Origin of the sequence: Pseudomonas sp. (assembly GCF_030683065.1) — a bacterium.
In the GTDB taxonomy this organism is placed as follows: Bacteria; Pseudomonadota; Gammaproteobacteria; order Pseudomonadales; family Pseudomonadaceae; genus Aquipseudomonas.
On the sequence record NZ_JAUXMX010000031.1, the window covers coordinates 104,557 to 120,654 of the forward strand.

The window sequence follows — 16,098 nt, forward strand, 5'->3', positions numbered from 1 at the left end:
TCGCTGCGCTCAACGCCATCCTACAAAAGGGTCGCGGGCTCAGTCGCGCTGCCAGTGGATGCTGACTGCGACAGGCAGGTACCCGTTATCTGTGCTGACAGGCGGTGCGTTGTAGCGCTGCCGAGAGGGCATCCATTCAGCCGCCGTGGCGTAGCACCTCGATGCGAAATGCCTGCTCGTAAGGCGGCACGTTGCATTCGATGATGTCGCCTGGGGCGATCTGCAGGCGCACACCGACGATATCGGCATGCACCGGTTGCGTGCAGACGCAGCGATCGACCAGCACCGCCGCACGCACCCGCTGGGCTCCGAGGCGCGACAGGTAGGCGCAGGTGCGCAATAGCGAGTGGCCTTCATAGAGCACGTCATCGACCACCAGCAGGGTGGTGCAAGACAAGTCCAGCGCAGCCAGTTCGGGGTTCTCGGTCAGTGCAGTCTGTGCATGCAGCAGGCTGAGGTCATCGGCGTAGCGTTTGACCTTGAGCGCATACAGGGGCAATTCGGCTTGCCCGGTAAGTTGCGCCAGTTGCTGTTGCAGCAGGCGCGCCAATGGCTCGCCGCGGCGCAGAATGCCCACCAGCGCGCTCTGCCCGGGCGGTAACAGGGCCGCAGCCTGGCGGGCCATGCTGCGCACAATGGCGGCGAGTTCTTCGCTGTTGTACAGGCATAGCCGCTGCCCGGTGGATTTTCTCTGCATTGGGATTGCCTCCATCTGAACGCTAGACAGGCAGCGGACGCAGCGCCGGGAACTCCTCGGGAGTCAGGGTTTCCTTTTCCAGCAGCAACTGAGCACCTTGTTCCAGCTCGGCGCGGCGACTCTGCAGCAGAGCCTTGGCCCGCGTATAGGCGACATCGATCAAGGCCCTGACACTCAGGTCGACTTCGCGCGCGGTCTCCTCCGAGTAGTCTTTCTCACGCAAACTGATTGCCTGCTCGCCCAGGTAACTGGCGCTTTGCCGCTCCAGCACGGCTTGGCCGAGTTCTGCGGTCATGCCGAAGCGGGTGACAATCTGTCGGGCGATATCGGTAACCTTGGCCAGGTCGTCGGCGGCGCCGGTGGAAATCTCGTTGAAGATCAGGTCTTCCGCGGCGCGTCCTGCAAGCAGCACCACCATGCGGCTTTTCAATTCTTCCAGGGTAATCAGGAAGCGATCTTCGGTGGGCCGTTGCAGGGTATAGCCGAGCGCACCGACCGAGCGCGGGATGATCGAGACCTTGTGCACCGGGTCCATGCCCGCCAGGCTGGCGGCTGCTAGGGCGTGGCCCATTTCATGATGGGCCACCACCTCGCGTTCATGGGGTTGGAGCAAGCGCCCACGGCGTTCGCTGCCGATCACGATACGCTCAACCGCGGCGGTGAAGTCGAGCATGCTCACGGCATCGGCGCCGCGGCGGGTGGCGAGAATCGCGGCCTCGTTGACCAAATTGGCCAGGTCGGCACCGGAGAACCCCGTGGTGATCCCAGCAATACGCTCCAGGTCGAGGTCAGCGGTGGCGCGGATGCGCTTGGCATGCACCTTGAGAATGGCCACCCGGCCGCCTCGGTCCGGGCGGTCGATGACGATCTGCCGGTCGAAACGCCCAGCGCGCAACAGGGCCGGGTCGAGGATCTCGGGGCGGTTGGTGGCCGCCAACAGGACCACGCCTTCGCGGGTATCGAAACCGTCCAGTTCGGCGAGCAACTGGTTGAGGGTCTGCTCCTTTTCGTCGTTACCACCGAACGCGCCAACGCCACGGGCCTTGCCCAAGGCGTCCAGTTCGTCGATGAAAATGATGCAGGGCGCGGCCTTGCGCGCCTGCTCGAACAAGTCGCGCACGCGTGCGGCGCCAACCCCGACGAACATCTCGACGAACTCCGAGCCGGAGATGGAAAAAAACGGCACGTTGGCCTCGCCGGCCACTGCTTTCGCCACCAGGGTCTTACCGGTGCCGGGTGGGCCGACCAGCAAAATGCCCTTGGGAATCCGCGCGCCGAGGCGACTGTACTTGGGCTGGTCTTTAAGGAAGGACACTACCTCGAGCAGCTCGGACTTGGCTTCGTCGATACCGGCCACGTCGTCGAAGGTCACCCCGGTATCGCGCTGGACGAACACCTTGGCCTTGGACTTGCCAACATTGACCATGCCGCCAAAGCCCTGTTTCTCGGCAAGGCGCCGGAACAGGAACGACCAGAGGGCGAAGATCAGAATAAACGGTAACAACCAGCTCAGCAGGTTGCTAATCAGACCGCCCTGACGGGTGCCGCTGAAGGTTACCTGCGACTGCGCCAAGGCCTCGGCCAGATCGGGTTCAACCCGCACGGTGACAAATTGGCTGCGGTTATTGATCGGTTCCTTGAGTTTGCCGCTGATCTGTTGCTGCTCGATGCGCAGGTCGCTCAATTTCTCCTCCTTGAGCAGGCGCATGAACTCGCTGTAGGGCAGGGGTTCGACCGCGCTGCGCGTGCCCCACCAGTCCTGAAACACCAGGAGCAGGCTGAAGGCGACGAGGAAGAACCAGAGGTTCCATTGATGCTGCTTTTCCATGAGGCCGGCTCTCGGTGGAATGGTTCGACGTTATGTTTACCCTCAGCAACCAGACAGCGTATTGATGCCTATCAAGGCGCTATCGGTTATAGCCGCTGACGCCAAACTAAACAGCACCAAGCCGAGAGCCATGCCCACCAGCAGTTCGCGGGCAAAATCATCCAGCGCGGAACAGGAACACTTGGCCCAGCGGGCCCACACGAAGCGATCAGCCGCAACCGGGCGGCCAGGGAATTACCTGGAGGAAGCCGTCAACGGGGCAGGGCGGTGGCACGCGAATCTAGCGTGCCGAGGCAAGTCGTTAAAGCGGCTCGACTGTAGCCACTAATCCTTGATGCGCAGATTTTTTACCGAATGCGCGCGCTGCTCATCGAGCGAGTTGTAGTAGGTATTCTGCGTGGTGCTCAGGCTGTTGTGCCGCAGGTCGGCCTGTAGGTCCTTCATGTCCCGGCGCGGTGCATCAAAAGTCGCCGAGGTATGGCGTAGCCAGTGCAGCGAGGCAGAGCGCAAATGGTCGACTTCGTCGTCACTCCAGCCTTCGTCGACCATCCGTTGCAGGGCTCGATCAAAGACCTGCTGCAGCAGCAGGCGCAGGTGGCGATCGGAAAGACCCGCACGGCCTTTAAGGGTCGATAACAGTGGCTGGGTTTCATGGGCTGAGGGCAGGGCAGACAGCCCCAGATAACGCCGGTAGCGTGTCAGATACGTCTGGATATAGTCATCGCGCACGCTGATCTTGGCGGCTTTGTTACCCTTGCCGACCACATGAAACCACCAATTACCGGCGGTATCCCGGCGGAAATCGCCCATGGTCGGTTCCCAGTTGTCACGACCGACCAGGTCGGAGACTCGCAAGTACATGGCAAACAGGGTGGTCAGGATGAACAGCGTGCGTTCGTGCAATTCATCTTCGTCAGCCATTTCTTCAGCAGTTTCAATCACATAGCCCCATTGCAGCGGGTTGAGCGAGCGACCAGCAACGTCCAGCGTATTGCGCTGTTTGTAGATGGACTTTTGTTTAACTGCACGAAACGGATTGACCTCAGTCAGGCCTTCATCGATTGCATGCTGGAAAAAGCTGCCACACACGGCAAATACCTGGGCCACCGAGCCTTGGGACATCTTGTACGGGCGGTTCGTGATGTCCTGCAGGCCTGTTTCAGCAAGCGATCGGCTGCGTTTGGGCAAGGTAACGCTGAATGGTCGCCAGGCTTCATTGACCTGATAGCTATCTGACTCAAGTTTCTTGCGTCCGCCGATCCGTACAAACCGCGATTTGACCATCGGCCCAACCCAGTCCTTTGGCGGCCGCAGGCAAAATTCCATAAATGCTTCGGCATCACGGCGGCGTAATTCGAGCAGTGGCTTGTTCGCGATCAGCAATGCCCACAACAACAGACGCTCGACGTGGGTGCGGTAAGAATTGAAGGTGGTGTCGTTGCCGGCGTATGACTTCAGAAAGCCTCGAACCGCTTGATAGCCATCAAGCGCATTCAGTTCAGCCGCGAAGCTGGCCAGGTAATCGCGGACTATCGGTAACTCTTCGCTGAGCTGCTGAAAGTTCAGCTCCTGGAAGCGACCATAGGTCTCGAACAACGGGCACGGGGCTGTAGGCATAAAAAACACTCGAGCGTGGACGTATCTATAAAAGCGGCCAAGCGACGACCGCAGGCAGCAAAAACGCAGTATATACAATATCCGGGTCTGGTGATTATCGGATATTACATATGGGTAAAGCGCCTCCTGATGCCTGTACCCGATGAATCCTCCTGCCTGACTCGACCTCAGAGATAACGGCTCACCTCGATCAGATTGCCGTCAGACACCGACTCGATTGGACCAACTGCACCGGTGCGTTTTACCGGGCCTTGCTCGACGGCAACGCCTTGTTCAGCCAAGTGCTTGAGCACTGCATCGGTCGACCAGTTTGTGATCAGGCACAGGTCAATCGCCCCAGGCGTCGGTTGGCGGGCTTTGGGTTCGAATTCGTTGCCGTACTGATGCAGGTTGAATTTCTGCTGGCCAAATACCAGAGCGCTACGGCCTTGGCCAAAGACCTCATGCTGCATGCCCAGCACCCGTTGGTAAAAAGCGGCCGTGCGGGGAATATCGGCAACGGTCAATACAGGTGGTCCAGGCTTTCGATCATGCTCAATCCCGATCCAGCAAGTGGAATCGTGGTAGCGAGAAACGCCAGCGGATGGCCGCCAGGCGGATAAACAACACGGTAAGCATGGCCACACTGGTGTCCAGCCAATGTGGCGTATCCAGCGCACGCAGGCCGATAAACACCAAGGCGCCGGCAATACAGGCGGTGGCGTAGATTTCCTTCTGGAAGATCAGCGGGATTTCATTACAGATCACGTCACGCATGACACCACCGGCGACGCCGGTCATAACACCCATGATCACCGCGGTACTCAGCGGCACGTTGTGCTGCAAGGCGACTTCTGTGCCGATCACGGTGAACACCGCCAAGCCGAAGGCATCGGCGATCAGCAGGCCTTTTTCATGGATTGGCTGGGTAAAGCGCACCCATACCACGGTGCCGATAGCCGCCAGGGATGCGATGACGATATAGATGTCGTCACGTATCCAGCTAACCGGGTGATTGTCGAGGATCACATCGCGCAAGGTTCCACCGCCCAGCGCGGTGATGACGGCAATCACCAGTACGCCGAACAGGTCCATGGATTTACGACCGGCCATCAAGGCACCGGTGATAGCGAATACGGCTACGCCGAACAGGTCGGCCAGGTAGAAAAGTTGTGGCATGGTTTTTTCAGGTAGTCACAGGGACACGCATGGTAACAAACTCCTCAGCAGCCGTCGGGTGCACGCCAATGGTCTCGTCGAAAATCTGTTTGGTCGCGCCTGCTTTCAACGCTACGGCAAGACCCTGGACAATTTCCCCCGCCTCGGGGCCAACCATATGGCAGCCCAATACGCGGTCGCTGTCTGCATCTACAACCAGTTTCATCAAGGTGCGTTCCTGGCATTCGGTGAGCGTCAGCTTCATCGGCCGGAAACGACTCTCATAGACGTCGACCCGATAGCCCTGCGCCCTCGCCTGCTCTTCGCTAAGACCCACAGTGCCAATATTCGGCAGGCTGAAAACCGCGGTCGGGATCGTCTGGTAGTCGACCTTGCGGTACTCCTCGGGCTTGAACAGTCGCCGCGCCACTGCCATGCCTTCAGCCAGCGCCACTGGCGTCAACTGTACTCGGCCGATCACATCGCCCAGCGCCAGAATCGACGGCTCCGTGGTCTGATACTGCTCGTCAACCTTGATATAGCCCCGCTCATCAAGCTCGACCCCGGTATTTTCCAAGCCCAGGTTATCCAGCATCGGACGCCGGCCGGTGGCATAGAAAATACAGTCGGCGGGCAGTTCGCGGCCGTCCTTGAGGGTTGCGAGCAAGCTGCCATCGGGCTGTTTATCGATGCGCTGGATATCGCTGTTGAACTGCAGATCCAGACCGCGCTTGCTCAGCTCTTCGTGCAGGTGCTTGCGCACTGCACCGTCGAAGCCACGCAGGAACAGTTCACCACGGTACAGCAATGAAGTCTGGGCACCGAGACCGTGAAAAATAGAAGCAAACTCTACGGCGATATAGCCACCGCCGACCACCAGCACACGCTTGGGCAGTTGCTCGAGAAAGAACACTTCATTCGAGCCGATGGCATGTTCATGCCCTGGGATTTGCGGGATATGCGGCCAGCCACCGGTGGCGATGAGGATGTGTTTGGCGCTATAGCGCTGCCCACCCAACTCGACGCTGTGCGCATCGAGCAGGCGCGCGTGCCCCTCAAGCAGGGTCACCCCGCTGTTTACCAGCAGATTGCGGTAGATGCCATTGAGGCGCTCGATCTCACGGTTCTTGTTGGCGATCAAGGTGGGCCAATCAAACGTTGCTTTAGCCGACAGCGACCAACCAAAACCCTGAGCCTGTTGGAAGTCTTCAGCAAAGTGCGCGCCATACACCATCAGCTTTTTCGGCACGCAGCCGACATTGACGCAGGTGCCACCCAAGTAACGGCTTTCTGCTACGGCCACGCGGGCACCATAGCCGGCGGCAAAGCGCGCGGCACGCACGCCACCGGAACCGGCGCCGATTACAAACAGGTCGAAGTCATAGGTCATGGTCAGTCTCCTTGGCAGGTCGCAAGCATAACCCAGTTGTACCTCGTCCCTGTGTTAGGCCTAAGCTTGAAACATCGCCAAGAGGAGAAACGCCATGCGCCCTACCCTTACCCATTTGGCTTTGCATGTGCCAGACCTGGATGCCTGCGTGGCCTTCTACAGCGAATTTTGCGGCATGCAGGTGATCCATCAGCGTGAGGGTAAAGGCTCACGTATTGTCTGGATGGCCGAGCCGGGCAAGGAGCACCTGTTTATTTTCGTGATCATGCCTGGCGGACAGCCTAGGCAGTTGGCCGCAGACGATTACAGCCATGTGGGGTTTGCCGTGGACAGCCGCGAGCAGGTCGACAGCATCGCCGCTCTTGCGCACAAGGCTGGCTGCCTGGTCTGGGCGCCACGTGATGAGCCCTACCCTGTCGGCTATTACTGCGGTTTACGTGACCCAGCAGGCAATTATGTCGAGTTCAGCTACGGCCAACCACTGGGTCCTGGATCGGAGGCGATGCCGATCCCCTGACGTTAAAAAGCCACCCGAAGGTGGCTTGTGTACAGCACTACTGGCTCATGAAACCTTGCCGGCCTTGTAGAAGTTCTCGAAACAGAAATTAGTCGCGTCGATATAGCCTTCCGCGCCGCCGCAGTCGAAGCGCTGCCCCTTGAACTTGTAGGCCAGCACGCAGCCATTCTGGGCCTGTTTCATCAACGCATCGGTGATCTGGATTTCGCCACCCTTGCCCGGCGGAGTGTCTTTGATGATGTCGAAGATATCCGGGGTGAGGATGTAACGACCGATGATTGCCAGATTGGACGGAGCATCTTCGGGCTTGGGCTTTTCGACCATGCTGTTTACCCGGTAGATGTCGTCGCGAATCATCTCGCCAGCGATCACGCCATATTTGTGGGTCTCCTCTGCGGGGACTTCCTGAATGGCGACAATCGAGCAACGGAACTGGTTGTACAGTTTGACCATTTGGGTCAATACGCCGTCGCCTTCAAGGTTCAGGCACAGGTCATCGGCCAGTACCACGGCAAATGCCTCGTCGCCGATCAATGGCTGTGCGGTGAGAATCGCATGGCCAAGACCTTTCATTTCAACCTGGCGGGTATAGGCGAAGGTGCACTCGTTGATCAGGCGACGGATACCAGTGAGGTATTTTTCCTTGTCGGTATCGCGAATTTGTTGCTCAAGTTCGTAGCTGATGTCGAAGTGATCTTCCAGTGAGCGCTTGCCACGGCCGGTGACCATGGAGATCTCCGTCAGCCCAGCTTCAAGCGCCTCTTCGACGCCATACTGGATCAGTGGCTTGTTCACTATCGGCAACATTTCCTTGGGCATGGCCTTGGTTGCAGGTAGAAAGCGCGTGCCGTAACCGGCTGCTGGGAACAAGCATTTCTTGATCATGGGACTCCTTGAAAATGAAAAAATACAAAATAAGTCTATCAGGCTGACCTTGGAGGCAGTGAAAAAACTCCCTTTTGCTGCGGACGCCTCGACGCGTTTACCGCTGACCCTGGCCTAAATGCGCGGCTGAAAATCTGCCCCTGCGCGCCATGTAGAGGACGCCTCGCTGGGGCGACGCTCGGTGTAGCGCACACCAGCTGCCGTCTCCGAGCGCTCAAGACAGCGCGTTCAATTGCTCGAGCAAAGCATCCTGCAAGTCATGAAGATTGCCGAGCTTTGCCTGTACCTGCGCGCCTCGCCCCTTGGCATGCAGCTCGCAGAGCTCGCTGGTCAACGTATAAATCTGCGCATGCAACGCGGTGATAGCCGCAAAGGATGGATGAGTGAGATGACAACCGTGGCCATCGCCTTGCAGCCACTGCGCGAAGTAGCTCTGCTGCCTGTCCAGTGACGGCGAGGTTGCACGTTCACCCTTGAGGTAGTTGTCAGTGGACTTGAACCAGGCGCGCAGTTCGACGCGGGCAATCAATCGCGATAAATCCTCCTTGCTTGCCAAAGGCAGATTGCACCAACCCGAACGCTGCCACCAGGTCGCAACCCAACTGGGCAGTTCATCTGCAGGCATCGGTGGGGCGATGCCGAACCCTTGGGCCTGCTCGCAGCCCAGTTGCAGCAACAGGGCGCCATGCTCCTGGCTTTCAACCCCCTCGGCAATTACCTTAAGGCGGAATGCGCTGGCCAGACCCACCACGCCCTTGAGAATCGACAGATCATCCGGGTCGTCAAGCATGCCGAGAACAAAACTCTGGTCGATTTTCAGCATGGCCACCGGCAAATGCTTCAGGTAGGTGAGCGAGGAATAACCTGTTCCAAAATCATCCAGTGCGAACATCACACCGAATCCGCGGCACGCCTCGATCACCTGAAATACGTGGGCGACGTCTTCCAATGCGCTGGTTTCCAGAATCTCCAGCTGCAGGCGTGCAGGGCTGACCTGCGGGTGCGCCTGAAGAATGGCTCGCAAACGCTCAACGAAATTCTTCTGCTGCAGCTGGCGCGCACCAATATTGACACTGACTTCCATGTCCAGCCCGACCTTGAGCCAGTCTTCCATTTGGCTCAGGGCTCGATTTATGGCCCACTCTCCGATCTCGATGGCCAGTAGGTGATCCTCAATCACCGGTAGAAATATCGCAGGGGCCAGCAGCCCTCGTTGAGGGTGCGACCAGCGGATCAGCGCCTCAACACCGATGACTTCACCGGTGCGCATGTTCACCTTGGGTTGGTAATGAAGGACGAACTCGCGCTCGGCCAATGCCCGGCGAATGTGTTCCAGGCTCTCATGATGGCCACGCACACAACGATCCTGCTCGACATCGAAAAAGTGCAGGCGGTTCTTGCCCGATAACTTAGCTTGGTACATCGCCTGATCGGCTTGACGCAGGAGCTGGTCCGCGTCGACCTCTTCCTGTTGCGGACAGAAGGTCACGCCCATGCTGGCGGATACCTGCAGCGTCAGATCACCTACACGGACCACTTGTGCCGCCGCCGCGAGCAATCGGCTGAGCATCGGCATACTGGTTGCCACATCCGGCAGGTCGACCAGCACCGCAACGAATTCGTCACCACCAATGCGTGCAAGGGTGTCGCACTCACGCAGGGCCTGTTTCATGGTGGCAGACAAGGCAATCAGCAGCTTATCGCCAGCCTCGTGGCCGTGCGTGTCATTAATTGCCTTGAAACCGTCGAGGTCCAAGTAAACGACTTCCAGCAGTTGGCCTCGCCGCTGCGCCTGGACAATGGCATGCCGCAAACGGTCGGCCAATAGCACGCGGTTGGGCAACGAGGTCAGTGCATCGTAGTGTGCAATATGTTCGAGCCGGCTCTGGTGCGCCTTGATTTCGGTGATGTCAGAGAACAGCGCAACGTACTGCACAACGTCGCCGTTGGAGTCGCGCACGCTGCTGATTGTTTGCATTTCTGCATAAATTTCGCCGTTTTTACGCCTATTCCATATCTCACCGTACCAGTGGCCTTTTTCACTCAAGCTCTGCCACATAGACTCGTAAAACTCACCGGGGTGACGGCCCGAACTTAGAAAGTGCGGGGTTTTCCCTACGGCTTCCTCGCGGCTATAACCGGTGATCCTGGTAAATGCGGCATTGACGTTAATGATGTTGCCGTCGGCCGCGGTAATCATGATGCCTTCACGCGAATGCGAGAACACGCTGGCTGCAAGCTGGAGTTTCTCTTCGGCTTGTTTACGCTTGGAGATATCCCGTACAAACACAAAAACCTGTCCGCCGGCTGCATCGCGAAACGTGCTGCTAACCTCGACCTGCCAGGGAGAACCGTCCTTACGACGATGCACGGACTCGAACTGTCCGTGACCGGTTTCTATGAGGCTAAGGGTCTGTTTTGCCGTGGCTGCCGCGCACTCGGCCAACTCCAGGTCGATAATGTTCATCTTCAGCAGTTCTTCGCGGGTATAACCCGAAAGTTCGCAGTACGCAGGATTCACATCGAGAATGTTGCCGTGGATATCGACGCGCCAAAAACCATCGAGGGTCGCGTCCAGAATGCTCTGTAGTGCCTGATAACTCTCCTGCAACGCATCTTCTGCAGACTTGCGCGCACTGAAGTCACTCACAACAAGGCGCAGCGCCGGCGCACCGCTTTCATCTTCTGATTTGGTTGCATCCAGGTGTGCCCACAGCAAGGTGCCATTGCTTTTGACCATGCGCAGTTCGCACGTCTGTGGTTCGCCCGTGGCAATCAGCTGCTTTCGCAGTTGGTAGAAAATATCCTGATCGTCGCGAAAGATGAAGCGTGTGATCGGATGTTTGATCAGGTCCGCACGCACCACATTCAATAAATGAGTAGACGTGAGATTGGCCTGAACAATAGTCCCTTGCACACTGAGGGTCAGATAACCCACAGGCGCCAGGTCATAAAGATCGAAATAGCGTTCTTTGGCATCCTCGAGCTTTGCCTGTACTTGACGTAACTCCTCGTTCTGCATCTCCAGTTCGATCTGGTGCACACGCAACTCGTGCAGAGTCTGCTGCAGCACTTCTGGAGGCATGTGTTGCAGGTTTGCTTGCTGTACGTCCGTATCATCGCCAATGACTTCTTCCGCCATCTGGCGCAGCAACGTCCCAGAATCCACCAACTGTGTGATTTTTCCCTGTCGTACATCCTTATCTTTCATCGGCAGCCCTTATTTACCTTGGACGTGTGGGGGGCGGCCTTTCGTGCTAAGCGGCCGTGAAAGAAGCATTACCTGCTGCTGCCTACAAACGCCTGAAAACAGGCTCACTGTGTCGTTCATCTCGTGCGCTATTTTCAGTGAACACATGAGTACTAATGCGGTTGTTCGGTGACCTCAACCACGGCACCCGTGATACCAATGATGGCGCCTGCGTCATCACGCAGCGGTTCAACGGTCATGTCACAAGGGATTGGCTCGCCATAGATATTGGCGTTAACCCGCCTGCGTGTCCCCTCCCCGCGCTCCAGTACTTGCCTTTTGATAGCGGTCAGGTTGGCAGCCGCCTCTGCCGGTAGCAATTCGGCATCTGTTTTCCCCAAGAACTGCTCAACAGGCACCGCTGATTTAGCATTGTAGATCCATGTATAGCGCAATTCCTGGTCTTGGTTGAATATCACGACAGGCGTAGCCTCCAGCGCCACCCGCAGGCGCTCTTCATTAACCCGTAGTGCTTCCTCAGCCTGTTTGCGCGCAGAAATATTGAGCATTGCGCCGATCATGCGAATAGCCTGTCCGCGTTCATTACGCAGGACAAAACCACGGTCGAGTACAACCGCATAGGTTCCATCGACCTTGCGAAAGCGATATTCGTCGTCCCAATGCGTGCGCGAACTATCTGCTACCGCAGCTTGGATGCCATCGTTGACCCGCTGGCGATCCTCCGGGTGGAGACGCTCAAGCCACCAGGTAATCGATTGCGGCACTGAAACGATATCGGTCCAACCAAACAGCGAGATTCCGGCCTCATTCCAGCGCTGCTCGCCCTTGATGATATCCCAGTCCCAAATGACGTCCCGCGCAGCTTTGGCCGCCAGCCGGTAACGTTCTTCGTTGAGGCGCAGCGTCTCGTGTTCATTGATATCGACATAGGTGATCACCGCGCCTTCGATCACGTTGTCCAGGGTGCGATACGGCAAAATACGCATCTTGTACCAGCGCCCTTCCACGGTTTGCACATCAATTTCTTTGGGCGTCAAGGTATCCAGTACCGCCTTGACGTCGGTCACCAGTCGATCATAGCCAAGCAGATTGGAGGCGATGTGGCCGACCGGGCGGCCGACATCGCTTGGGATCAGGTTGATTATTCGCGATGCCGCCGGGGTGAAACGCAGAATCCGTAAATTGAGATCAACAAAAACCGTACCGATGCCAGTGCCCGCCAGCAGGTTGTTCATATCGTTATTGGCCTGCGACAACTCGAGCACCTTGGTCTGCAGCTCGGCGTTGATAGTGGCCAGTTCCTCGTTAACCGACTGCAGCTCTTCCTTGGAGGTTTCCAACTCTTCGTTAGTGGATTGCAGCTCCTCGTTGACCGACTGCATTTCCTCATTGGAAGACTTGAGTTCTTCGCTGGAGGTCTCCAGCGCCTCGATGATGCTCTGCAGATAATCTTCCTTGCTTTGCAGCTCCTGCTTGAGCGATTCAAGGCGTGGGTCTATATCACCACTGTTCTCAGCAGCAGCATCTGCCTGCACGGTAATCGGTTGCGTCGGCGACGCAGCCAAGGCTGACGCCTCCTCCAGGATGACCAGGAACAGAGAGGCCTCCATCGCTGCAGCAGGGCCCGACTTCACCGGCCAGATAGTCAGGTTGACAGAGGTAACATGGCCGTTGGTTTTAACCTGCAGTGCCTTTACCCGCACAACCTCTTTGCTGGCAGCCGCCTTATGCAGGCTGGTAGCCAGCCCCGAGTGCAAGCCCTCGCGCGCCATCTTGAGAATATTGTTGATCCCCGCCTCACCCGGTGCAGGCTCCAGGAACATGCCACTGCGGCCATGCAGATACAGAATGTCGCCTTGCGCGTTGACCAGCGCGGCTACTGCCGCCAGGTGCTGCAAAAGCGCCTGTTCGGTTATCTCCCGCAGCGGTAATTTACTCGGGAAAATCGCTTTGGCACTGCCTGGGCGGCGCGCAACGCTGATCATGTCGGCAGCAGTCACCGGGGACAGAAAACGGCTGAGGAAGGTGCGCCGCATGCCACTGAAGTCTTCCTTGCGCTGATACAGCTTGGATTTGCGATCAAGCACGTTGAACAGCTCATCAAAGTCGCCGACGCCTTCCGATGTTCCGAGAAACAAAATTCCACCCGGCTTGAGTGCGTAGTGAAAAAGCGGAATTATTTTCTTCTGCAACTCCGCCCCTAAGTAAATCAGCAGGTTGCGACAGCAAATCAAGTCCAGCTTGGAAAACGGAGGATCCTTGATCAGGTCCTGTTCGGAAAATACCAGCATGTCGCGAATGCTTTTGTGAATGCGATAACCGCTGCCATCGGACTCAAGGCTAAAAAACCGCTTCAGCCGTTCGGGGCTTATGTCGGCGGCCATACTGGCTGGGTAAATACCGGCGCGAGCCGTGGCAATCGCCCGGCTGTCTATGTCGGTGGCGAATACCTGAACCGTGTAATCCTGCTGAAGGGTTTCACGGTATTCCTGCAAGAGGATGGCCAGCGAGTAAGCCTCCTCGCCGGTTGAGCAGCCGGTTGACCACACCCGGATCGCTGAACCCGGTGGATTAGCGGCGAAGAGCTTGGGTATGACCAGTTCCTCAAGCGCCTTGAAGGCAGCTGGGTCACGGAAGAAATTGGTCACACCGATCAACAGGTCACGAAATAGCGACTCCACCTCGCGGGGGGTTTGGTGCAGGTACTTGACGTAGCTGTCGATATTTTCAAGTTGATGGACCGCCATGCGACGTTCAATGCGGCGCAAGATGGTGCTCGGCTTGTACTGTGAAAAGTCATGGCCGACATGGGTGCGTAGCGCAATGAAGATCTTTTTCAGGGCATCTTCGGCCTTGGAGCTCGGGATGCTGACTAACAGCGGCGGTTTGCCGAAGGCATGTGCGCGGTACGCCATGAGCTGCACCGGCATTTCGGCAGGCGGCAGAACGTAATCGACCAAGCCGGTGGCAATGGCACTGCGCGGCATACCGTCGAATTCAGCAGAGTCGGGATCCTGGGCCATGACCATCCCGCCCTCGGCCTTGATCGCGCGAACGCCCAAGGTGCCATCACTGCCTGTGCCCGAAAGTACAATACCTATGGCCCGCTCGCGCTGGTCAAGAGCTAGCGATCTGAAGAAAAAGTCGATAGGCAGACGCTGACCACGGGGCTCGCTCGGTGAGAGCAGTTGCAAGGTGCCATTGATGAAGGCCATGTCGTGATTGGGCGGGATGATGTAGGCACAGTTAAGCTGTATCTGCATGCCATCCACCACCTCGAAGACCTGCATACGCGTGAAGCGTCGGATCAGATCCGTGAGCATGCTTTTGTGGTCCGGCGCCAAGTGCTGGACCAGCACGAAGGCCATATTGGGGTTGGTATCGGTCGGCATACCGGAGAAAAACGCTTCAAACGCAGCCAATCCACCGGCAGAGGCGCCAATCCCGACAATCGGAAATGCACAGGCATTGTTCGCAGGCAAATCTCCGGCCCCTATGACCAACTGCCCATCAGCTGTACGCGCGTCTTTCGACTCTTGCGCCATATGGGCGGAGCCTGTTTTTCTTTTTGCCATGATTGCCACCTTGTATGTGCGCTGCAGTGTAACGCTGGGTTCCTGACAATTGCACGCTGGCCACGCTCTCCAACACAAGTAAATAACGGCTCAATTAACCTGTGGCATCTGACCAACTGCCCACCATAAAAGTGCGCCGTGTGTAGCCGTACCCACGAGATAGGAAGCCTATTTTTACGCGTTCATTTCGACCGGCCACAAACAACTTCAGTTGCCTCACTGCAACTCAGACCAGTAGCTAACAGTGCACATTGCCGATGCCGCGGCCGACGCACAACCAGCCAGGCTGCGCGGGCACTTCGACAAAAGTCGACTTGTGCCGCTCAGCTAAATAATGATCCGGGACAACTGGCGATGAGAAAACGCCGCACTATTTTTTGCAAACTCCAAACTTTCTTAAATAAAGCAAATTTCTAGATGGCACGGGCTTGGCGATTTGCGATAGTGACCGGTATCAGCGGACGAGGAATGCGGTATGGATCGCAAGTACTACGATGAAATGTACGATGCACAGGGCAAGTGTCGCCCACACTATTTAGAATTTGCCCGTTGGCTGGCAGCCATCCCGCCAGAGCAATTGGCCCAGCGACGCCGCGAGGCAGATCTGTTGTTTCACCGCGCTGGCATCACCTTCACCCTGTATGGCGATGAGCAGGGAACCGAGCGGCTGATCCCCTTCGACACCATCCCGCGTAGCATTCCTGCCAGTGAATGGCGAATGGTCGAGCGCGGCTGTATCCAGCGCGTGCAGGCGCTGAACATGTTTCTCGCTGACATCTACCACGATCAGCGCATCATCAAAGCGGGGATCATTCCCGCCGAACAGGTGCTGGCCAACGAGGGCTACCAGATCGCCATGCAGGGTTTGAATCTGCACCGTGATCTGTATGCGCATATCGCCGGGGTCGATCTGGTGCGCGATGGCGATGGTAGCTACTACGTGCTGGAAGACAACCTGCGCACCCCGAGCGGCGTCAGCTACATGCTCGAAGACCGCAAGATGATGATGCGCCTGTTCCCCGAGCTGTTCGCCGCGCAGCGCATCGCACCCATCAATCATTACCCAAACCTGCTGCTTGAGACCCTGAAGACCTCCAGCCCGTTGGATAACCTCAACGTGGTGGTGCTGACGCCGGGACGTTTCAACAGTGCCTATTACGAGCACGCCTTCCTGTCGCGCGAGATGGGCGTTGAGCTGGTCGAGGGCGCGGACCTGTTCGTGCGTGACGACAAGGTCTACA

The 16,098-nt window shown here is 57.5% G+C and carries 10 protein-coding genes and 1 pseudogene; 2 read left to right on the forward strand and 9 right to left on the reverse strand.

Going from position 1 to position 16,098, the window contains the following annotated elements:
• Window positions 1-136: 136 nt before the first annotated feature.
• The 6 genes and pseudogenes from Q8K09_RS09595 to gorA form a co-directional block, all read right to left on the reverse strand.
• A complete protein-coding gene (locus Q8K09_RS09595) occupies window positions 137-697 on the reverse strand; it encodes a phosphoribosyltransferase family protein (protein WP_305254739.1) in 561 nt (186 codons plus the stop codon).
• A 22-nt stretch (window positions 698-719) separates the two neighbouring features.
• A complete protein-coding gene (ftsH, locus tag Q8K09_RS09600; RefSeq protein WP_305254740.1) occupies window positions 720-2,525 on the reverse strand; it encodes an ATP-dependent zinc metalloprotease FtsH in 1,806 nt (601 codons plus the stop codon).
• Between the two features lie 324 nt (window positions 2,526-2,849).
• Window positions 2,850-4,142, reverse strand: a complete 1,293-nt coding sequence (locus Q8K09_RS09605) for a site-specific integrase (RefSeq protein ID WP_305254741.1) — start codon at window positions 4,140-4,142, stop codon at window positions 2,850-2,852.
• Between the two features lie 167 nt (window positions 4,143-4,309).
• A pseudogene (locus tag Q8K09_RS09610) lies at window positions 4,310-4,674 on the reverse strand (VOC family protein).
• 2 nt (window positions 4,675-4,676) lie between these two features.
• Window positions 4,677-5,300, reverse strand: coding sequence for a trimeric intracellular cation channel family protein (locus tag Q8K09_RS09615; protein ID WP_305254742.1), 624 nt, complete (start codon window positions 5,298-5,300; stop codon window positions 4,677-4,679).
• A 7-nt stretch (window positions 5,301-5,307) separates the two neighbouring features.
• A complete protein-coding gene (gene gorA / locus Q8K09_RS09620) occupies window positions 5,308-6,669 on the reverse strand; it encodes a glutathione-disulfide reductase (protein WP_305254743.1) in 1,362 nt (453 codons plus the stop codon).
• 94 nt (window positions 6,670-6,763) lie between these two features.
• Here gorA and Q8K09_RS09625 point away from each other — a divergent pair, with 94 nt between their 5' ends.
• Window positions 6,764-7,186: a VOC family protein gene (locus tag Q8K09_RS09625; protein ID WP_305254744.1), complete on the forward strand. Its 423-nt coding sequence runs from the start codon at window positions 6,764-6,766 to the stop codon at window positions 7,184-7,186.
• A gap of 45 nt (window positions 7,187-7,231) precedes the next feature.
• On the opposite strand, the gene galU is transcribed toward Q8K09_RS09625, so the two are convergent.
• The 3 genes from galU to Q8K09_RS09640 form a co-directional block, all read right to left on the reverse strand.
• Window positions 7,232-8,071 carry a UTP--glucose-1-phosphate uridylyltransferase GalU gene (gene galU, locus Q8K09_RS09630; RefSeq protein ID WP_305254745.1) on the reverse strand — a complete coding sequence of 280 codons (840 nt, stop codon included), beginning with the start codon at window positions 8,069-8,071 and terminating at the stop codon, window positions 7,232-7,234.
• A 214-nt stretch (window positions 8,072-8,285) separates the two neighbouring features.
• Window positions 8,286-11,225 carry a bifunctional diguanylate cyclase/phosphodiesterase gene (locus Q8K09_RS09635; protein ID WP_305254746.1) on the reverse strand — a complete coding sequence of 980 codons (2,940 nt, stop codon included), beginning with the start codon at window positions 11,223-11,225 and terminating at the stop codon, window positions 8,286-8,288.
• 209 nt (window positions 11,226-11,434) lie between these two features.
• On the reverse strand, window positions 11,435-14,857 hold the full coding sequence (locus Q8K09_RS09640) for a chemotaxis protein CheB (RefSeq protein WP_305254751.1): 3,423 nt from the start codon (window positions 14,855-14,857) through the stop codon (window positions 11,435-11,437).
• Between the two features lie 475 nt (window positions 14,858-15,332).
• On the opposite strand from Q8K09_RS09640, the gene Q8K09_RS09645 reads away from it, so the two are divergent.
• Window positions 15,333-16,098 (forward strand): circularly permuted type 2 ATP-grasp protein (locus Q8K09_RS09645; RefSeq protein WP_305254747.1); only part of this gene is annotated, 766 nt, incomplete at its 3' end.